18 protein-coding genes are annotated in these 18,657 nt (G+C 71.7%); 6 read left to right on the top strand and 12 right to left on the bottom strand.

The genetic code is table 11. The features are described from left to right. Genes ACXR8F_RS20190 through ACXR8F_RS20175 form a run of 4 tightly spaced genes read right to left on the bottom strand, consistent with a single transcriptional unit; the run spans position 1 to position 5,513 of the window. Positions 1-477 carry a Fur family transcriptional regulator gene (locus ACXR8F_RS20190; RefSeq protein WP_045191149.1) on the bottom strand — a complete coding sequence of 159 codons (477 nt, stop codon included), beginning with the start codon at positions 475-477 and terminating at the stop codon, positions 1-3. 19 nt (positions 478-496) lie between these two features. Then, positions 497-1,186 carry a response regulator transcription factor gene (locus tag ACXR8F_RS20185; RefSeq protein ID WP_458803233.1) on the bottom strand — a complete coding sequence of 230 codons (690 nt, stop codon included), beginning with the start codon at positions 1,184-1,186 and terminating at the stop codon, positions 497-499. Beyond that, a complete protein-coding gene (locus ACXR8F_RS20180) occupies positions 1,183-3,003 on the bottom strand; it encodes a sensor histidine kinase (RefSeq protein ID WP_458803232.1) in 1,821 nt (606 codons plus the stop codon). Before ACXR8F_RS20180 ends, ACXR8F_RS20185 begins: the two co-directional genes overlap by 4 nt. Then, the gene (locus tag ACXR8F_RS20175; RefSeq protein WP_458803230.1) at positions 3,000-5,513 is read right to left on the bottom strand and encodes a hypothetical protein; all 2,514 of its coding nucleotides are present in this window, start codon (positions 5,511-5,513) and stop codon (positions 3,000-3,002) included. Before ACXR8F_RS20175 ends, ACXR8F_RS20180 begins: the two co-directional genes overlap by 4 nt. A 194-nt stretch (positions 5,514-5,707) precedes the next feature. Here ACXR8F_RS20175 and tdh point away from each other — a divergent pair, with 194 nt between their 5' ends. Both tdh and ACXR8F_RS20165 read left to right on the top strand, forming a co-directional pair. Then, positions 5,708-6,745: an L-threonine 3-dehydrogenase gene (gene tdh / locus ACXR8F_RS20170; protein WP_045191151.1), complete on the top strand. Its 1,038-nt coding sequence runs from the start codon at positions 5,708-5,710 to the stop codon at positions 6,743-6,745. 11 nt (positions 6,746-6,756) lie between these two features. After that, positions 6,757-7,428, top strand: a complete 672-nt coding sequence (locus ACXR8F_RS20165) for an alpha/beta fold hydrolase (protein WP_458803228.1) — start codon at positions 6,757-6,759, stop codon at positions 7,426-7,428. A gap of 7 nt (positions 7,429-7,435) precedes the next feature. On the opposite strand, the gene ACXR8F_RS20160 is transcribed toward ACXR8F_RS20165, so the two are convergent. Next, complete coding sequence (locus tag ACXR8F_RS20160; protein WP_045191153.1) at positions 7,436-7,813, bottom strand: hypothetical protein; 378 nt, start codon at positions 7,811-7,813, stop codon at positions 7,436-7,438. A gap of 143 nt (positions 7,814-7,956) precedes the next feature. Between ACXR8F_RS20160 and ACXR8F_RS20155 the strand changes: the two genes are divergently transcribed. Next, a complete protein-coding gene (locus tag ACXR8F_RS20155; RefSeq protein ID WP_458803225.1) occupies positions 7,957-8,511 on the top strand; it encodes a dihydrofolate reductase family protein in 555 nt (184 codons plus the stop codon). On the opposite strand, the gene ACXR8F_RS20150 is transcribed toward ACXR8F_RS20155, so the two are convergent. The 3 genes from ACXR8F_RS20150 to ACXR8F_RS20140 are packed head-to-tail and all read right to left on the bottom strand — an operon-like array spanning position 8,501 to position 9,756. Further along, positions 8,501-8,968, bottom strand: a complete 468-nt coding sequence (locus tag ACXR8F_RS20150) for a TIGR03668 family PPOX class F420-dependent oxidoreductase (RefSeq protein ID WP_458803223.1) — start codon at positions 8,966-8,968, stop codon at positions 8,501-8,503. The genes ACXR8F_RS20155 and ACXR8F_RS20150 overlap by 11 nt on opposite strands. 9 nt (positions 8,969-8,977) lie before the next feature. Beyond that, entirely contained in the window at positions 8,978-9,472 is a 495-nt protein-coding gene (locus tag ACXR8F_RS20145) for a pyridoxamine 5'-phosphate oxidase family protein (protein ID WP_458803221.1), read from the bottom strand. A gap of 35 nt (positions 9,473-9,507) precedes the next feature. Continuing rightward, the gene (locus tag ACXR8F_RS20140) at positions 9,508-9,756 is read right to left on the bottom strand and encodes an SCO4226 family nickel-binding protein (protein WP_045191157.1); all 249 of its coding nucleotides are present in this window, start codon (positions 9,754-9,756) and stop codon (positions 9,508-9,510) included. Positions 9,757-9,951: 195 nt separating this feature from the next. Here ACXR8F_RS20140 and ACXR8F_RS20135 point away from each other — a divergent pair, with 195 nt between their 5' ends. Further along, positions 9,952-11,145: a glycine C-acetyltransferase gene (locus tag ACXR8F_RS20135; protein ID WP_458803219.1), complete on the top strand. Its 1,194-nt coding sequence runs from the start codon at positions 9,952-9,954 to the stop codon at positions 11,143-11,145. A gap of 44 nt (positions 11,146-11,189) precedes the next feature. Here the strand turns inward: ACXR8F_RS20135 and ACXR8F_RS20130 are convergent, their stop codons facing one another. After that, positions 11,190-11,648, bottom strand: coding sequence for a pyridoxamine 5'-phosphate oxidase family protein (locus ACXR8F_RS20130; RefSeq protein WP_045191159.1), 459 nt, complete (start codon positions 11,646-11,648; stop codon positions 11,190-11,192). A gap of 146 nt (positions 11,649-11,794) precedes the next feature. Between ACXR8F_RS20130 and ACXR8F_RS20125 the strand changes: the two genes are divergently transcribed. Together ACXR8F_RS20125 and ACXR8F_RS20120 are read left to right on the top strand one after the other, a co-directional pair. Beyond that, on the top strand, positions 11,795-13,837 hold the full coding sequence (locus tag ACXR8F_RS20125) for an NAD(+) synthase (protein WP_458803217.1): 2,043 nt from the start codon (positions 11,795-11,797) through the stop codon (positions 13,835-13,837). 10 nt (positions 13,838-13,847) lie between these two features. Further along, on the top strand, positions 13,848-14,348 hold the full coding sequence (locus tag ACXR8F_RS20120) for an N-acetyltransferase family protein (RefSeq protein ID WP_458803215.1): 501 nt from the start codon (positions 13,848-13,850) through the stop codon (positions 14,346-14,348). A 21-nt stretch (positions 14,349-14,369) separates the two neighbouring features. On the opposite strand, the gene ACXR8F_RS20115 is transcribed toward ACXR8F_RS20120, so the two are convergent. From ACXR8F_RS20115 to ACXR8F_RS20105, 3 genes are all read right to left on the bottom strand, one after another. Then, positions 14,370-15,410 (bottom strand): zinc-dependent alcohol dehydrogenase family protein, encoded by a 1,041-nt coding sequence (locus ACXR8F_RS20115; protein ID WP_045191290.1) that lies wholly within the window; start codon positions 15,408-15,410, stop codon positions 14,370-14,372. Positions 15,411-15,507: 97 nt separating this feature from the next. After that, the gene (locus ACXR8F_RS20110) at positions 15,508-17,661 is read right to left on the bottom strand and encodes a DEAD/DEAH box helicase (protein ID WP_045191162.1); all 2,154 of its coding nucleotides are present in this window, start codon (positions 17,659-17,661) and stop codon (positions 15,508-15,510) included. Between the two features lie 265 nt (positions 17,662-17,926). Beyond that, positions 17,927-18,652, bottom strand: coding sequence for a VIT1/CCC1 transporter family protein (locus ACXR8F_RS20105; RefSeq protein ID WP_045191163.1), 726 nt, complete (start codon positions 18,650-18,652; stop codon positions 17,927-17,929). Positions 18,653-18,657 lie beyond the last annotated feature (5 nt).

The raw sequence follows: 18,657 nt of genomic DNA, 5'->3' as shown, positions 1-18,657 counted from the left end.
TCAGGGGGTCGTGGCGCAGTCGCGGCAGGTGCCGAGCAGGGCCGCGTGGCCGGTGTCGAGGACGAAGCCGAGGTCGGTCCGCAGCCTGGCGGCCACCTCGTCGAAGACGTCGGGCGGCACGTCCAGCACCGTGCCGCACACGTGGCACTGGACGTGCGCGTGGTGCCCGTGCTGGTGCACCGCGGCCGTCTCGGCGGTGAGGTGGTAGACGGTCGCTGCGCCGCCGAGGTGCACGTGGGAGAGCACACCGGAGTCGACGAGCGAGGTGAGCGTGCGGTAGACGGTGGCGCGGTGCACGGCCGGCTCGAGGTCGGCGACGCGGGCGCCGATGTCGTCGGCCGTGAGGTGCTCGTCCGTTCGGTCAGCGGCGTCGACGACCCGCAGGACGGCATACCTCGCCGGGGTGAGGCGCTCGCCGGCAGCGCGCAGCCGCTCGACGGCGTGCTCGACGCGCGCGCTGTCGGGTGGGTTCGTCACGGTCACATCCTCGCAGCGGTCAGCTCTCGCCCGCGCCGCTGCGCAGGAAGGCGAGCACGGCGAGCACCCGCCGGTTCGTCGTGTTGTCGTCGGACTCGAGCGGCAGCTTGCTGAAGATCGCCGCGATGTGGGCCTCGACGGTGCGCGGCGAGAGGAAGAGGCGCTCGCCGATGCCCACGTTCGACCGGCCCTCCGCCATGAGGGCCAGCACGTCGCGCTCGCGCTCGGTCAACGGGTCGAGCACGGACGTCTGGCGCCGGGTGGTGCTCATCAGCCGGTCGACGACCTCGGGGTCGACCACCGTGCCGCCGCGCGCCACCGCATGGATGCCGTCGACGAGCGAGTCGACGTCGTCGACCCGGTCCTTGAGCAGGTAGCCGAGACCGGACGAGCCGTCGCGGAAGAGCTGCTGGGCCCATGTCGACTCGACGTAGGTGCTGAGCACGAGCACGCCCACGTCGGCGTGCGCGGCCCGAGTCGCGAGGGCCGCCCGGATTCCCTCGTCGCTGTGGTCGGGCGGCAGCCGCACGTCCTGGACGACGACATGGGGACGGTGCTGCTCGATGGCCGCCGCGAGCCCGGTCGCGTCGGGCAGCTCGGCCACGACCTCGAGCCCGCAGGCCGCGAGCAGGGCGGCCAGCCCGCTGCGGAAGAGGGCCGAGTCGTCGACGAGCACCACGCGCAGCGGCCCGTCGGCCGGGGCCGTCATCGCGCCTGCTCCTCGTCGAGCGGGATCCGCGCCACGACCTCGCTGCCGTGCCGGTCTGGGTGCTCTGGGCACGGGTCGCTGTGCACCTCGAGCGAGCCGTGGAGCGCCGTGAGCCGGTCGCGCAGCCCGACCAGTCCGCCCCCGGGCGCCAGGCGTGCGCCGCCCACGCCGTCGTCGCCGACCCTCACGACGAGGGAGCCGTCACGCCGACGTATGCCGACGCGTACGCGGGTCGCGCGCGCGTGCTTCGCGGCGTTGGCGAGGGCCTCGGCGGTGGCGAAGTAGGCGGCCGCCTCGACCGCAGCCCCCGGTCGGGTCGCGGCCGTCACCTCGTCGACGTCGAGGTCGACCCGGAAGGGTGCCGCTTCGCGCAGCGTGTGGACCGCGGGCACCAGGCCGCCCTGGGCGAGAGCCGCCGGATGGATGCCGTGTGCGAGCCGACGCAGCTCGGCGAGCGCGTCGCGCAGCTGGTGACGGGCCTCGCCGATGATGGTGCGGGCCTCGACCGTCTCGACGAGGTCGGCGCGCGCGAGCAGCGCTGCGACGGCGAGGAACTGCTGCTGGGCGCCGTCATGAAGGTTGCGCTCCATTCGCCGGCGCTCGTCGAGGGTGGCGGTGACGATGCGCGCGTTGGCCTCGGTGAGGGCGGCGAGGTTGGCGCGCAGCTCGGCGTTGAGGCGGGTGTTCTCGAGTCCGACGCGCGAGGCCTCGAGGGCAGAGCGCAGCAGGGCCTCGTCGCCGATCGCCCTGGGGTTGTAGTCGACCCGGATGAGGGCGCGGCCGGCGTCGTCGGTCACGACCGCCCGGGCCCGGTCGGCTGACGGCTGTTCGGCGGGGCGCGGGCCCGGCTCCTCGGGCAGGCCGACGACGAGTGAGGGGTCGGCGAGCGCGCTGCGCAGGGCCGACTGGAGCTCCAGGGAGTCACCGGAGCGGGCAGCGGCGACGACGCGTTCGGCGATGATCGTTCCGGCGGTGCGACGGCGGAGCAGGTCGGCGAGCAGCGCCACGGGGATCATCGCCGCGCTGAGGTCGCGGGCGAGGGCTGCGTTGGTGTCGGGGATGAGCTGCGCCCAGTAGGCCTGGTCGAACGCCGCGGCGAACGAGCAGATGGCGGTGACGACGGCCAGCGGCGCGATCGACTGGCGGTTGAGGCCGATGGAGCTCGCCGCCCGCCACATGAGGATCACGCCGGTGAGCACCAGCAGGGCGGCGATGGCGCCCCGCCCGGCACGCACGAACACGACGTCGTGCCAGAACGGGTCGAGCGCCAGGGTCGGGAACCCGTCGGGCCGGTGGAACCCGTCCTTGACCACCCCGGCGGTGAACATCGCTCCGGCCCGGCTGACGACGGTCGCCGCGAGCATCAGGAGCACGACGACCCGCTCGCGGCTGCGCAGCCGGCGCCGCGGGTAGCGCAGCACCAGGGCGACGGCCGCCGGCAGGTAGACGGGCTCGAGGAGGAAGCCGAGCGGCGACCAGCCGGACTGCGCGAAGTGCGGGTCGTTGAGGTCGCCCGGCACGATCGCCCAGGCGACGACCAGGCAGGCCCAACCGTTGACGCGGGGCAGGCCCGACGACAGCAGCGTCAGCCCGATGACGACGAACGAGAGCGTCGTCAGCCAGGTGATCGCGACGGCCGGCGCCTCGGTCGAGAGCCGCGGCGCGGACGTGGCGATCTTGACGACGAGGGCGGTCGTGCCGAAGAGCACCGCTCGCGTCGGTGTGAGCCGCAGGTACACGAGCGATTGTCCCGCGCGGCGCAGCGCAGGGCCACCGACTTCAGGCAGTCTCGCCGAGATGAGCACGACCGCGTTCACGGGCGGGGGCTCGTTCGCCGGATGTCGTGCATCGCCCGTCGCGCCACGAGGTCACCCAGCTCCCGGTAGGCCTCGAAGTCGAACTCGTCGAACATCTCGAACCGTTGGAGGGTGGAGGGATAGTCGGGGTTGCGCAGCTTGAACGACGTCAGGTCCCACGACGACTGCGCCGGCAGCACGCAGCGCAGGTACACGATCTGCGTGGACTCGGTGCCCTCGTCCCCGTAGCGCGCCTTTCCGACGATGTGACTCTCACGCGGGTGGTCACGGTCCCCCCGGCACAACGGCGCCGGGTTGAGGTCCACCGTCACGTTCTGGTCCATGCGCGCGGTCGCGATGACGTCGCCGAGCACCGGGAACTGGTCCTCGGCGTCGCCCGTGCCGTCGAGCACGATGATCTGCTTCGGACGAAGGCGCAGGCACTCGGCCAGGCCGAGGTTGTCGTAGTGGCCGCCGTCGCTGACGTAGAGGAACGGGAAGTAGATGGACACCCGTCCCCAGGCCTCGTTGACCACGTTGAGAGCGTTCGGGTGATCGAGAGCCATGTTGGCCCTCGCGAGCGCTCGGGGCTTCTCGAACGCGCCGGGCGCGACATCTTGCCGACGGAACCCCTCGTACTTCGGGTTGCGGACCCACGCGCCAAGTCGGACGTTCGCGAATGCCAGAAGGAGACGATAGGCGCCGATCCGCTTGGACTCCCGACCCGCCGTCGGCGCAACTGCTGCGCCGGAGAGGGCGATGGCGCCCGCCAGGGTGAGCCGCCTTCTGCCGACGTGCCGGTACTGCCTGACGTCCACCAGCGCCGCGCCTCCGGGCAGCTGCGAGGAGGTCAGGCCGACCTGCCGTCCGAGCACGAACGGCGTCCCGCCACGACCGGAGGGCAGCACGTCACCCTCCTGCACGTTGGCCGTCGCGACGAGGGTGAGCCCGGGCCACTGTCCCTCGGCGCCCCTGGCCACGGTCTGGAGCCGGACATCGCAACGAGCTCGAACCGGCATGTCCTGCCAGTGGTCGAGGTAGGCATACGCCAGGCGGTCCTCGTAGAAACGACGGGTCGTCGGCGATCCGGACGACCCACGGAGGCGGAGCACGACGATTCCGAGAACGGCGCCCCCGACCCAGAACGGCTGGTGGTTGTTCTGGAGCGCAGCCGTGAGGAACCAGGTGGCCACGATCGAGGTGACGGCGACCACGACGACGACGAAGAGGAGAACTGCCAGGAAGGGCGCGACCGCACGCCGGAAGGTTTCGAGGGCTCGTCCACCGGTCGTCGTCGGGTTCTTGGGCAAGGCAATTCCCTTCACCGTGCTCCCGACGAGGCCCCACAGCGAGCCGAGGGTGCCGCCGCCGGCGGCCCAGATGGCAGGCACGGTGAACTGCGGCTCCTCCCCGGCGACGAACCAGTTGTGGAGCAGCACCGCACCGGCGGGCATGACGACCGAGAAGGCGAAGACCGCTGCGCCGAGGGCGATGAGTCGCGAGGGGAGGTTCTCCAGGGCAGAGGTCCTCGTCACCGGCGCGACGCCGACGAACACACGGTAGAGACGCCGCCCCCATCCGTACTCGACCAGCGGCCTGACCGAGAGGGTGAGCAGCGGCAGCGCGCAGGCGACCGCGATGAGCACCACCACGGCAGCAGGGACGAGGAGGGCGCTGCTGCCGGACCAGTCGGCGAAGACACGAGCCCAGGCGACTGTCGGTCCGGGCTGCGAGGAGTGCGTGCGGCCGTCCTCGGTCTCTGCCCGGACCATGCCGGTCAGGGCCATGTGCTGGCCGAGCAGCCACGCGACGACGACCACGGCTGCACCCAGGATGAGGACGTTGAGTGCGATACCGGCCAGCAGCGAGACGACCAGGTCGAAGCGGGTTCGACCTGGCTGCCCGATGTAGTTGGTCCGTCTCCTCAGCTCCGCGAGCTCCTTGCTGTCCGGGGCGAAGGGCGTGGTCTCGGTGTCGTGCAGGAACGTGCGTCGCCGGTAGGCCATCGCGGCGAACGCTGCGGCGGCGTAGCCGCCTCCGCTGACTGCGACGACGTCGCGCGCCTTCGAGTACACGCCCTCCCGATGCAGCACCTGGAGGGCACCCATGCAGAACGACGCGGACTTGATCCCTCCGCCCGAGCAGCAGATGACGGTTCCCTCGAGTGGCGGGACTGGGGCGGACTCCTCGTGGGCGCGCTTCGCGGCAGCGCCCGCGGTGTCTTCGTGCTCGCGCACCCGGTTGGCGACGCCGCGACGCCGGACGCCGTAGTTGAGCAGCGTGAGCCCCGCCAGGACGTAGAGCACCACCGCCTCGGGGGACGTGAAGAACGGCCAGACCGGAGCGTGCGACGACGGTCGGAAACCGTCCCAGAAGGGGTTGGCCGGGCGCCGGAACAGGAAGTCCAGGAAGAGCACGGGAATCGTGACGAGGGCGACGAGGGCGAGCATCAGCGCGTGCGCGCACCGGATCACCGAACCCTGGGCGGCGAACGGCAGCTCCTCCGCGGACATCCCCTGCCTGCCGGTCATGTCACCCTCCGAACGCCCGACCCCCGGCCCCTACGTCCTCGCCGCGCGTGCCCTGCGTGCCACGCGGCGAGGACCCCTTCATCAGAGTGTTGCGCCCCGGGGGCCTCCCGCATCCGTGTTTTCCCGTAATGACCCCAGGCGACCCGGCGCCGCCCCCGGGACCCCGCCCGGCGGCATACGGCAGACTCTCCTCCGTGCGTGCACTCACCAAGCTGTCCGCAGGCCCCGGCCTGGAGCTCGTCGACCGTCCCGAGCCCGCGTGCGGGCCCGCCGACGTCAAGATCCGCGTGCTGCGGGCCGGCATCTGCGGCACGGACCTGCACCTCGCGGGCTGGGACGACTGGGCCGAGTCGGTCGTGAAGCCCCCGCTCGTCATCGGTCACGAGTTCTACGGCGAGGTCGTGGAGGTCGGCGAGGACGTCACCGACGTCAAGGTCGGCGACCGGGCTTCGGGCGAGGGCCACATCGTGTGCGGCACGTGCCGCAACTGCCGCGCCGGCCGTCGGCACCTGTGCATCCGGACGAAGGGCATCGGCGTCAACCGCGACGGCGCCTTCGCCGACTACGTCGTCATCCCGGCGAGCAACGCCTGGGTGCAGCCGGCCGACCTCGACCCCGACCTCGGCGCCGTCTTCGACCCGCTGGGCAACGCCACCCACACGGCGCTGCAGTGGCCGATGGTCGGCGAGGACGTCGTCATCACCGGCGGCGGGCCGATCGGTGTCATGGCGGCCGCGATCGCGCGGCACGCGGGGGCCCGGTACGTCGTCGTCAGCGACGCGAGCGACTACCGCCTGTCGCTCGCCGAGGCGGCCGGCGCCGACCTCACGATCAACGTCACCCGCGAGAGCCTGGCCGACGCGCAGCACCACCTCGGCATGAAGGAGGGCTTCGACATCGGTCTCGAGATGTCGGGCGCCGCCCCCGCCGTGACCGACCTCATCGCGAACATGAACCACGGCGGGCGCATCGCGCTCCTCGGCCTGCCGCACCAGTCCTACGACCTCGACTGGGGCAAGGTGATCACCCACATGATCACGCTCAAGGGCATCTACGGCCGCGAGATGTACGACACCTGGTACGCCATGTCGCAGATGATCGCGACGTCCGAGCGCTTCCGTGCCGCCGTCGCCCAGGTCATCACGCACCGGTTCAAGGCGGAGCAGTGGGAGGAGGCCTTCGAGACCGCGCGGTCCGGCCAGTGCGGCAAGGTCGTCCTCGACTGGAGCTGAGAGGCTTGCGTATGCCGTCCGCCGAAGACCCGAGCGCACGTCCCCGGCCACTCGTCCTCCTGCACGGGCTGGGCCAGTCGCCCATCGCGTGGCAGGACTTCGTGTCGGCGTTCGGCGCGGGGCGGCCGATGAGCGCCCCGTGGATGCGGGGCCTCAAGCCCAAGGACCCGGTCGGCTTCGACCTCGCGGCCGCGGCCGCCGGGGTGGCCGACGAGCTAGAGCTGCAGGGCGTCAAGCAGGCCGACTTCGTCGGGGTCTCGGTGGGCGCGAGCGTCGCGCTGCGCCTCGCTGTCGAACGGCCCGAGCTGGTCGGCCGGCTGGTGCTCGGCGGCGCACTCGTGCGTCCGTCGAAGGGCGCGCTGCGCATGCAGCGGCTGGCGATGCGGCTCGTGCCCGAGAGCAAGCTCGTCGACGCTGGCGTCTCGCGCCCGCGGATGCTGGCGGTGCTCGATGCCCTCAAGGGCTTCGACGGCACCGAGTCGCTGCGCCAGGTGACGGCAGCGACGCTCGTCGTCGCCGGCTCCAAGGACAAGGCGGGGGTCGTTGCAGCGCAGCAGCTCTCGCAGCAGCTGCCGACGGCGCGCGTGCACGTCGTCGACGGTGCCGGGCCCCTGCTCAACACCGAGTCGGCGCGCGAGCTGGCCGACCTGACGCACGCCTTCCTCGACGAGCCGAACGGCTGAGCGCGCGTCAGCAGAGGTTGATGCCGCCGGCGTCGAGCAGCTTCGAGACGACCTTCTCGTCCGTGATGGCCGGCACGATCCAGTCCTTGCCGGCCACGGACTTGACGCCCCTCGTGCACTCGAACGTGCTGACCCGCCGGTCGAGCTGCACGGCCTCGTCGTAGAAGGCCGCCTCGCGCGGCTTGCCGCCCGACGTGCAGGTGATCTTGTGCTCCGCGAGCGAGCCGTCCGAGTCACCGCTCGGCGGGCAGACGAGCTCGGCGACGACGGCCCAGCCGGGGTGGGTGGCCGCCTCGGGCGACTGGCTCGGTGGGGTGCCACCGCAGGCGGCCAGGGCCAGGGCGCAGGCCGCAGCGGCGCAGGCAGGAGTCAGACGTCGGAGCACAGAGCGTTCCCTGAGGGTGGGGGATGGAGGGAGGGGTCGAGCGGGGTCACCGCGTCGAAAACCCGGTCAACTCTAGTCCGGCCCACGCTCGCGCCCCAGTCGAGAACGTGCTCCCGAGCGTGGGCGAGTGACACAGTCAACACATGGCGCGACTGCTCTACACCACCATCGCCTCGCTCGACGGCTACGTGGCCGACTCCTCGGGCGGTTTCGAGTGGGCGGCCCCGGACGCCGAGGTCCATGCCTTCGTCAACGACCTCGAGCGCGACGTCGGCACCTACCTCTGTGGCCGCCGGCTCTACGAGGTCATGGCCTACTGGGAGACCGCACCCACCGACGGCGACGACGTCGAGCACGACTACGCGCGCATCTGGCAGGCGGCCGCCAAGGTCGTCTACTCGCGGACGCTGGTGGAGGTGAGGTCCGCGCGCACCACCCTCGAGCGGGAGTTCGACGCGGCCGCCGTCGCGAGGTTCGTGGCCGGTTCGGACCGTGACGTCAGCATCGGCGGCCCCACCCTCGCGGTGCACGCCCTGCGGGCCGGCATCGTCGACGAGGTGGCTCTCCTGAGGGTCCCCGTCGTGGTCGGGGGCGGCACGGCGAGCCTGCCCGACGGCATACGGCTCGACCTCGACCTGCTCGACTGCCGCCGCTTCGCCGGCGGGACCACCTACGCGAGGTATGCCGTCAGGCGGTGACGGTGCCCCCGGCGTCGTGCTGCCACGACGACCACCGTGCGACGTGCACCCGCACGAACGGACCCAGCGGCGGATCGGCCGCGTACTGCGGGTACTTCGCGGCGAGGGCGTCGAGCACGTCGCCGAGCACGTCGTCGGGCACGTCGTCGGGCACGGCGTCGGTGCCGGACGAGCCGCCCTCCACAACGGTCGCCCGGCCGTCTGCCCGTACCCACCAGAGCCGGGTCCACTCGTCGTCGTAGTGGTCGACGAGAAGGCTGACCTGCGGGTTGGCTCGGATGTTGCGCAGGCGCCGGAGCTCCCGGGTCGACTTCGGCTTGTGGTCGACGGCGCTCCACACCTCGTCGCCGAGCACGACGAACACGACGGGCACCAGGTGCGGGAAGCCGTCAGGACCCACCGTCGCCAAGCGGGCGACGCGAGCCGCCGCGAAGCGGTCACGCCGCTCTGGTCCCATTCCCCGACGCTACTGCGCCCCCGCAGCCTGCTCCATGGCGCGCTCGATCGCGCTGGGGAAGCGCGTCTCGAAGTCGATGATCCCCACCCAGTCCGGGGTCAGGTACACCCGGGCCATGTCGGTCGTCATGGCCCTCAGGTTGGTGAGCCACGCCGCCCCCTGCTCGGCGCCCAGGCAACGCATCGTCATCGCCTCGTACTCGGGAGCGACGCCCTCGACCACGTCGGTGCGGACGGTGCCGCGAATCAGCAGAACCTTGTAGGGCATCTCGCCGGTGTCGATGGTGGCAGCAACTCGCATGCCGTCACGCAGCGCCCGCATCTTGGGTGCGTCCGTCGGCGTTCCGAACACGAGCTCCTCCCCGTTCCAGTGGAACCCGATCGGCACCACCCGCGGCGTCCCGTCGGTCCAGGTGTACGCCAGCCGGGCCGGCAGCGGTGACTGCAGCAGCCGCTGGGCCACCTCGTCCTCGAGCAGGGCGAGGCTTCCCTGTCGCGTCGTCATGGCCTCACTCCTTCCTCCGGCCCCGGTCGGCGGGGTCAGGCGGTGACGGTGATCTCGTGGATCTCGTCGGCGGGGTGGCCGGTGCGCTCGTGGATGCGCTTCACGGCATCCGCGCTCGGGCCCTCCGACAGGCAGAAGACGTGACCCGTGTTGGGATCGGCCCAGGCGTGCTTGAAGTTCACGCCCTCCTCGTCCTGGATGTCGAGGTCGGCCTGGTGCGCTGCCATCAGCGCCTCCGTGGTCACCCCGGGCATGTTGGTGTGCACGTCCATGAACTCAGGCATGTTCCCGCCTCACTGGCTGTGGTCCCCCGAGGAATCAGGTGTCGACCACGCTACGCCGGGTGAACGGGCTCCACGGCGGCTTCCCCGAAGTCCGTCCGAGGGGCACCCGGTGGGGGTGTCGGGTCCTCCGGGGCGGCATACGCTGGGTGCCGCCACACGCGCCCCCGCCACCCGACCGACCCGCGAAGGACACCGATGTACGGCTCAGTGAAGGACGAGATCACCGCGACGCTCCAGGAGATCCGCGACGCCGGCCTCTACAAGAACGAGCGCGAGCTGACCTCGCCGCAGTCGGCTCACGTGACGACGCTCAAGGCCGAGGCGCTGAACTTCTGCGCCAACAACTACCTCGGGCTCGCCAACGACCCCGGTGTCGTCGAGGCCTCGAAGAAGGCTCTCGACCAGTGGGGCTTCGGCATGGCCTCGGTGCGCTTCATCTGCGGCACCCAGACGCTGCACACCGCGCTCGAGGCACGCATCAGCGAGTTCCTCGGCACGGAGGCGACGATCCTCTACTCCTCGTGCTTCGACGCCAACGGCGGTGTCTTCGAGGTGCTCTTCGGCGCCGAGGACGCGATCATCAGCGACGAGCTCAACCACGCGTCGATCATCGACGGCATCCGCCTGAGCAAGGCGATGCGCTACCGCTACAAGAACGCCGACATGACCGACCTGCGCAGCCAGCTCGAGGCGGCCCGGGCGGCGGGCGCCAAGCGCAAGGTCGTCGTCACCGACGGCGTCTTCTCGATGGACGGCTCGTACGCGCCGCTCGACGAGATCTGCGACCTGGCCGAGGAGTTCGGCGCCATGGTGTTCGTCGACGACTCCCACGCCGTCGGCTTCGTCGGCGACGGTGGCCGCGGCACACCCGAGCTCTTCGGCGTCATGGACCGCGTCGACATCATCACCGGGACCCTCGGCAAGGCGCTCGGCGGCGCGAGCGGCGGCTACGTGTCGAGCCACCGAGAGGTCGTCGACCTGCTGCGCCAGCGCTCGCGGCCCTACCTCTTCAGCAACTCCGTGGCGCCGTCGGTCGTGGCCGGCTCCATGGCGGCCCTCGAGCTCGTCGAGAGCTCGGCCGAGAAGCGCGAGACGCTCAAGGCCAACACGCAGCTGTTCCACACGCTGATGACCGAGGCGGGCTTCGAGCTGCTGCCGGGCACGCACCCCATCCGGCCGGTCATGTTCCCCGGTGAGGACGGCGCCCGCCGGGCCGCCGAGATCGCCGACCACATGCTCGGCAACGGCGTCTACGTCATCGCCTTCAGCTTCCCGGTCGTTCCGCGCGGCAAGGCCCGCATCCGGGTGCAGCTGTCGGCGGCGCACTCGGAGGCCGACGTGCGCGCCTGCGTGGACGCCTTCGTCGCCGCCCGCGACGCGGTCGGCTGAGCCGGCGGTCCGGACACCCGGTGGGGTGCCCGGCGCAGCAGGTGTCAGACGGGCGGGTCGGCCGGCAGGTCCCGCAGCCAGGGCCGGCTCAGGGTGAAGCGGCGGCCGGAGATCTCGTCGACCTGGATCGCGACGACGACGGTCTTGGGTGTGCCGACCCAGGGCCGCACCGGCAGCCGCTCGGCGACGTAGGCGGCCTGCCCCTCGAGGACGTGGGCCCGGCCGCGGCAGATCACGCTCGTCGCGTGGTCACCCTTGACCTCGTCGACCTCGAAGGCGACGTCGTTGTTGGACGTCACGCCGAAGAGCTTGCTGCCCTCGGCCGTCATGAAGACGAGGCGCTCGCCGTCGACCGCGTAGTTGATCGGCACGATGTGGACCTCGCCCACGAGGTGGAAGGCGAGCCGCCCGAACTCGCGCTCGCGCAGGAAGCCCCACGACTGCTCCGGGTGCAGCTCCTGGACCAGGTTGCTGTACGGGTCGGTGTGCGTGGTGTCGGACATGGTGGCCTCCTCCGGGTCGCATCGGGCGAGAGCTCGACTACTACGAATTGTAGGAGGTCTGGACCCGTCGTGCCCAGCGTCGGGCCCACCCTCGTGGCGAGGCTCGCGTCACACGCCGCGCGCACCGCGTGCGATTGACTGTGGCCATGGACTTCTACAGCTCCTACGCCCAGGGGTTCGCCCGCGTCGCCGCCTGCACCCTGCCGATCGTCGCCGTCGACCCCGAGCGCAACGCCGACGCCGTGATCGCCGAGGCCCGTGACCTCGCCGACGAGGGCGTGGCGTTGGCGATCTTCCCCGAGCTGTGCCTCTCCGGCTACGCCATCGACGACCTCTTCCTGCAGGACCCCCTCCTCGACGCCGTCGACGACGCCCTGGCCCGCATCGCCGAGGCCACCGCCGACCTCACGACGGTGCTCGTCGTCGGCGCGCCGCTGGAGAAGGGCTCGCGCGTCTACAACTGCGCAGTCGTCATCCACGCCGGGCGCATCGTCGGCGTCGCGCCCAAGTCCTACCTGCCCACCTACCGCGAGTTCTACGAACGGCGGCACTTCGCGCCCGGTGACGACCAGCGCGGCCAGACGATCGACGTCGCGGGCGACCGGGCGCCCTTCGGGCCCGACCTGCTCTTCAAGGCCACCGACGTGCCCGGCTTCGTGCTGCACGTGGAGGTCTGCGAGGACATGTGGGTGCCCGTGCCGCCGAGCCACGAGGCCGCCCTGGCCGGCGCGACCGTGCTCACCAACCTGTCCGGGTCGCCGATCACCGTGAGCCGCGCAGAGGACCGCCACCTGCTCGCCCGCAGCGCCTCGGCCCGCTGCCTCGCCGCCTACCTCTACGCCGCCGCCGGTGAGGGCGAGAGCTCGACCGACCTGTCGTGGGACGGCATGACGATGGTCTACGAGAACGGCGCGCTGCTCGCCGAGAGCGAGCGGTTCCCCGAGGGGCCGCGCCGGTCAGTCGCCGACATCGACCTCGACCTGCTGCGCCAGGAACGGCAGCGGCAGGGCACCTTCGACGACAACCGGCGCACGCTCGCCGGCCGCACGGGCGAGTTCCGCACCGTCGAGATCGAGCTGTCGCCGCCCGCCGGCGACATCGGCCTGCTCCGCAAGGTCGACCGCTTCCCCTTCGTGCCCGACGACGAGGCACGGCTCGCGCTCGACTGCTACGAGGCGTACAACATCCAGGTCTCCGGCCTCGAGCAGCGGCTGCGAGCGATCGGCCAGCCGAAGGTCGTCATCGGCGTCAGCGGCGGCCTCGACTCGACCCACGCGCTCATCGTCGCGGCCAAGGCCATGGACCGGCTCGACCGCCCCCGCAGCGACATCCTCGCCTTCACGATGCCCGGCTTCGCGACGAGCGACCACACGAAGAGCAACGCCATCGCCCTGATGGAGTCGCTCGACGTCACGTGGGAGGAGCTCGACATCCGCCCGGCCGCCACGCAGATGCTCTCGGCGATGGGCCACCCGTTCGGCCGGGGCGAGGAGGTCTACGACGTCACCTTCGAGAACGTGCAGGCCGGGCTGCGCACCGACTACCTCTTCCGCATCGCCAACCAGCGCGGCGGCATCGTGCTGGGCACGGGCGACCTCTCGGAGCTGGCCCTCGGCTGGTGCACCTACGGCGTGGGCGACCAGATGAGCCACTACGGCGTGAACTCCGGCGTGCCGAAGACGTTGATGCAGCACCTCATCCGGTGGGTCGTCTCCTCCCGCCAGTTCGACGAGGAGGTCGCCGGCACGCTGACCTCGATCCTGGACACCGAGATCAGCCCCGAGCTCGTGCCGGCCAGGGACGGCGACAAGCCACAGAGCACTCAGGCCATGATCGGGCCCTACGCCCTGCAGGACTTCACGCTCTTCCACATGCTGCGCCGCGGCTACCGGCCGTCCAAGATCGCCTACCTCGCGTGGAACGCGTGGCGTGACAGCGAGGCGGGGGAGTGGCCCGCCGGCTACCCGCAGGCCGAGCGGACGGCATACGACCTCGCGACGATCCGGCACTGGCTGGAGGTCTTCGTCAAGCGCTACTTCGCCAACCAGTTCAAGCGTTCGGCGCTGCCGAACGGGCCCAAGGTCGTCGCCGGGGGCTCGCTCTCGCCGCGCGGCGACTGGCGTATGCCGTCCGACGCGACCTCGGTGACGTGGTTGAGTGAGCTCGACGCGAATGTGCCTGAGAGATGAGGAAACCCGAGTGGCAAGTGCAGTGACGGTCCGTGACTACGCCGACGCGGACTGGGCGCAGGTGTGGCCCATCATCGAGCAGGTCGTGCGGGCTGGAGACACCTTCCCGTTCCCCGTCGACCTGTCCGAGTCGGACGCCCGGGCCATCTGGCTCGAGAACGGCCCCGGCGGGCGGGCGAGCGTCGCGGTCGACGGCGACCGCGTGCTCGGCACTGCCAAGATGGGGCGCAACCGTCCGGGCCCGGGTGCGCACGTCTCGACGGCCAGCTACATGGTCGCCCCGGACGCCCGTGGTCTCGGCGTCGGCCGAGCGCTCGTCGTCGACTCGATCGAGTGGGCACGCCGGTCCGGTTTCGCCGCAATGCAGTTCAACGCCGTGGTGGCGACGAACAAGAGCGCGGTGCGGCTCTACGAGAGCCTCGGTTTCACCGTGATCGGCACGGTGCCGAGGGCCCACCAGCTGCCGGACGGCGAGCGGGTGGGCCTCAGCATCATGCACCTCGACCTCTGAGCCGGCGCGTGCGGCAGGGACTCAGCCGGTCAGCACGACCTTGAGCGCGCCGGTCTCGGCCGCGCGGGCGAACGTGTCGTAGGCGTCGAGGAAGTCGGCCATCGCGAAGCGGTGCGTCACGAACCGCGCCAGGTCGACCTGGTGCGTCGCCAGCAGCCGCAGCAGGGTCGGCGTCGAGTAGGTGTCGACGAGGCCCGTCGTGATGGTCACGTTCTTGATCCAGAGCTCCTCCAGGTGCAGGCTGGCCGGACCGCCGTGGACGCCCACGTTCGCGACCGTGCCGCCGGGGCGCACGAGGGCGGTGCACTGCTCGAACGTGGCCGCCACCCCGACCGCCTCGATCGCCACGTCGGCGCCCAGTCCCTGCGTCAGGGCCCGGACCACAGAGACGGCGTCCTCGTGGGAGGGGTTCACCGTGACGTCGGCCCCGAACTGCTTGGCCGCCTCCAGCCGGGCGTCGGCCAGGTCGATGGCCACGACGTGCGCGGGGCTGAAGAGCTTGGCGCCCATGATGGCGGAGAGCCCGACCGGGCCGGCGCCCACGACGGCCACGACGTCGCCGGGACGCACCCGGCCGTTGAGCACCCCGACCTCGTAGCCCGTGGGCCCGATGTCGGCCAGCATGAGCACCTCCTCGTCGGTCACACCCTCGGGGACGGCGTACGTCGACGTGTCCGCGAACGGGACCCTGACGTACTCCGCCTGCGTGCCGTCGATCTTGTGGCCGAGGATCCAGCCGCCACCGCCGATGCACTGGCCGTAGCTGCCGTCGCGGCAGTAGCGGCACGCACCGCACGCGGTGATGCAGGAGACGAGCACGCGGTCGCCCGGCTTGACGTTCTTGACGCCCGGCCCCACCTCTTCCACCGTGCCGACCGCCTCGTGCCCGAGGATCCGGCCGTCGGTGACGGCGGCGACGTCGCCCTTGAGGATGTGCAGGTCGGTGCCGCAGATGGTCACGGTGTCGACCTTGACGACGGCGTCGGTGTCGGCCTGGACGGTCGGCTTCGGCACCTCTTCCCAGGCCTTGTGGCCCGGGCCGTGGTAGACGATCGCGTGCATGGTGGTGCTCATGTCTCCTCCTCGAGGCCGCGGGGTAGCGGCACGTCACCAGTCCATCGCCGGGACCGGTGCGGAGGTAGGGCCGTACGTCCCGGAGTCAGACCTCGGCGAGCGAACGTCGCAGCAGCTCGACGAGCGCGTCGAGCTGGACCGTGTCGCCGCTCGCCACGTCGACGTCCGAGCCGTCGAGCGCGCGCGCCGCGAGGCCCTGCTTGGCGTCGATGAGCTCGGCGATGCGCGAGTCGATGGTGCCGGCGGCGAGCAGGCGCCAGGCGGTGACCGGCTCGTCCTGCCCGATGCGGTGCACACGGTCGATCGCCTGCTGCTGCTCGGCAGCCGTCCACGACAGCTCGGCGAGCACGACGTTGGACGCGGCGTGGAGGTTGATGCCGACGCCGGCCGCGAGCAGCGAGCAGACCGCGACGGAGACCTCGGGGTCGTTCTGGAAGCCGTCGATGGCGTCGGTGCGCTGCTTCGTCGTCTGCTCGCCGCGGATCGACACCGTGCGCAGACCCGCCTCGGCGAGCACGTGCTCGGCGGTGTCCATGACGTCGATGTGCTTGGCGAAGAGCACGACCTTGCCGACCGAGTGAGACAGCTGCGCCGCGTAGTCGGCCGCGAGGCGGGCCTTGGCCTGTCCGATGCGGCGCACGAGGCTGAAGACGCTCTCGGTGCTCTTGCCGTCGGACTTCTCGCCGGAGCCGGCACGCAGCTCGCCCGCGGCGACCCGGCGCATGAGCGCCTCGTCGGGCTCGCCCGGGATCTCGGTCGCGTTGGCCTCGGCCAGGAAGGCGCGGTAGCGGCGGGCGAGCTTGTCGCCCAAGGCCTTCTCCGCCGCGCGGATCGAGCGACCGAGGTCGTCGTCGAGCTCGACGGTGATGTCGGCGATGCGCTTGTCGGGCAGGTCCTTCGCCACGTCGACCTTGCGGCGGCGCACGATGCCCTGGTCGATGACGACCTGGCGCGCCTCGGGGTAGAAGCCGCGGTCGGCGGGGGTGAGGCCGATGCCGTCGAGCTCGCGCACGATCTCGGGGGCCGGCTTGCCGTCCTTGATCCAGCCGAGGAAGCGCCAGATCGCGTCGAAGTCCTTGACGTCGTTGATGAGCGGCGTGCCGGTGAGGGCGATGAGCAGCGGGTTGCCGCCGGGTGTCGTGGCTCGCAGCCGGTCGCCGAGGGCGAGCACCTGCTGCGACCGCTGCGAACCGAGGTTCTTGATGAAGTGGGCCTCGTCGACGACCATCGAGCGGAAGCCGAAGCTCGACAGCCAGCCGAAGTGCCGGTCGAGGATCTCGTAGTTGACGACGAAGACGTCGGCGAACGCGTCGACGTCGTTGCCGTCGCCGTGGATGACCGTGACCCGGCGCTGCGGCGTCCACCGCTCGACCTCGCGGGCCCAGTTGATCTTCACGACGTTGGGCACCACCGCGAGCATCGGGTAGGCGTTCGCGATCGAGGCGGCCATCACCGACTGCGCCGTCTTGCCGAGGCCCGGCTCGTCGGCGAGCAGGAAGGTGCGGTGGCCCTCCTGCACGCTCTGGAGGAAGCGCGACTGGTGGACCATGAGCTGCGAACCGGGCGGTGAGAACCGGTCGATCTGCGGCGTCGGCGGCAGCTCCATCGAGGCGGCCTCGCCGCCGGCGCCCTGCTCGAAGGCGCGGTAGAGCGGGCTGAGCAGGTCCCAACCGGCGAGGCGGCCGGGCAGGTACTCCTGCTGAGCCCGGCCGAGGTCGGGCGTGAGGAACGGGTTGGCGAGGGCGCGCGACGGCACCGACTGGGGCGTGACCTGGCGGGCGGCGATCTGCGGGGGCACGACGGGCCGCGGCGGCTCCGGCGCCTGGATGACGAGGTCCTCCTCGGCGAGCTCGGCGCCCGACTCGAGCAGCCAGTCGCGGCGCATCTGCTGGGCCGCGGGCCCCGGCTTGGCGTTCGCGTCGAGCAGCGTCAGCAGGCTCGTGTCGCGCGCTGCGATCTGGGCGAGGATCGTCGCGATGCCGTCGAGGCGCTTGAGCAGGTCGGCGCGGGTGCCGCCGGGGATCGTCGCGTCGTCGCGCACCCGGGCCCGCTCGGAGCGCATGAGCAGGGCGACCACCAGGAACTTGGTGCGGTTCGTCGGGCTGGCCTTGCCCTTGCTCGACACCCGGGACTCGACCTCGCGCACCCTGCGGGCGAGCACGGGGATGAGCGGTGCGGGGTCGTCCTTGCGCTGGTTCTGGCCCTGGCCGTCGGGTCGGCGGCGGACGCGCGTTGCCATGTTCCTCCTGATGACGCGGCGGACGCGGGTCCGATGCCCGGAACGGCACCCTCACCCCAAGTCGAACGGGTGACGCGGTGTCGGCGGCGGACTCGGCCCGAGTCCCGGTGGACGCGCCGTCGCGCGCCCGACGTCCCCGGCCGGCATACGGCATCGGCCCAAGAACGGGCCGCTGGAGACAGATCGACTCTACAGCCCGCCGGGCGTGGTCGGTGCCGTATGCCGCGTGCGTCGTCCCAGCGGAGCCGTCGGGGGACGGGCTCGCTCAGCCCAGGCTGACCCCGACGAGCGCGCCGATGGCGTACGTGACCGCCATGGCGGCGAGCCCGCCGGCCACGTTGCGCGCGATGGCGCGCGGCACCGGGCTGCGGCCGAGCCGGGCGCTGACCCAGCCGGTCAGCGCGAGGGCAGCTGCCACGCTGATGACGGTGACGTGGATGCGGACGCTCTCGGGGCTGAAGGTGATCGTCAGCAGCGGCAGGAGCGCGCCGACGACGAACGCCACCATCGAGGCGCCGGCGGCGTGCCACGGGCTCGTGAGGTTGTCGGGGTCGATGCCGAGCTCGGCCTCGGCGTGCGCCGCCAGGGCGTCGTGCGCGGTGAGCTCGCGCGCCACCTCGACCGCCAGCCCCCGGCTCATGCCCTTGGCCTCGTAGAGCTGGGTCAGCTCCTCGAGCTCGCCGTCAGGGTCGTCGTGCAGCTCCTGCTTCTCGAGCTTAATGAGCGCGCGCTCGGAGTCGCGCTGGGTGCTGACGGAGACGTACTCGCCGGCAGCCATCGACATCGCGCCCGCCGCCAGGGCGGCGATGCCGGCCAGGATGATCGCCGCCCGGTCGTCGCTCGCGCTGGCGAAGCCGACGACGACGCCGGCCGTCGAGACGATGCCGTCGTTGGCGCCGAGCACACCGGCCCGCAGCCAGTTGAGGCGGGCGCCGACGCTGTCGTCGTGCGGCTCTTCGCGGGCGTCGAGGTCGCCGGGAGGCTGGGTCACGCGGG

Source organism: Terrabacter sp. AAH1 (assembly GCF_054456855.1).
This window is presented reverse-complemented; position numbering and strand designations above follow the sequence as displayed.

Coding starts and splice junctions, on each gene's coding strand:
- ACXR8F_RS20185 (WP_458803233.1), bottom strand. CDS start 1,186: ATGACGGCCCCGGCCGACGGGCCGCTGCGCGTGGTGCTCGTCGACGAC.
- ACXR8F_RS20175 (WP_458803230.1), bottom strand. CDS start 5,513: ATGACCGGCAGGCAGGGGATGTCCGCGGAGGAGCTGCCGTTCGCCGCC.
- ACXR8F_RS20165 (WP_458803228.1), top strand. CDS start 6,757: ATGCCGTCCGCCGAAGACCCGAGCGCACGTCCCCGGCCACTCGTCCTC.
- ACXR8F_RS20155 (WP_458803225.1), top strand. CDS start 7,957: ATGGCGCGACTGCTCTACACCACCATCGCCTCGCTCGACGGCTACGTG.
- ACXR8F_RS20150 (WP_458803223.1), bottom strand. CDS start 8,968: ATGGGACCAGAGCGGCGTGACCGCTTCGCGGCGGCTCGCGTCGCCCGC.
- ACXR8F_RS20145 (WP_458803221.1), bottom strand. CDS start 9,472: ATGACGACGCGACAGGGAAGCCTCGCCCTGCTCGAGGACGAGGTGGCC.
- ACXR8F_RS20140 (WP_045191157.1), bottom strand. CDS start 9,756: ATGCCTGAGTTCATGGACGTGCACACCAACATGCCCGGGGTGACCACG.
- ACXR8F_RS20135 (WP_458803219.1), top strand. CDS start 9,952: ATGTACGGCTCAGTGAAGGACGAGATCACCGCGACGCTCCAGGAGATC.
- ACXR8F_RS20130 (WP_045191159.1), bottom strand. CDS start 11,648: ATGTCCGACACCACGCACACCGACCCGTACAGCAACCTGGTCCAGGAG.
- ACXR8F_RS20125 (WP_458803217.1), top strand. CDS start 11,795: ATGGACTTCTACAGCTCCTACGCCCAGGGGTTCGCCCGCGTCGCCGCC.
- ACXR8F_RS20115 (WP_045191290.1), bottom strand. CDS start 15,410: ATGCACGCGATCGTCTACCACGGCCCGGGCCACAAGGCCTGGGAAGAG.
- ACXR8F_RS20110 (WP_045191162.1), bottom strand. CDS start 17,661: ATGGCAACGCGCGTCCGCCGCCGACCCGACGGCCAGGGCCAGAACCAG.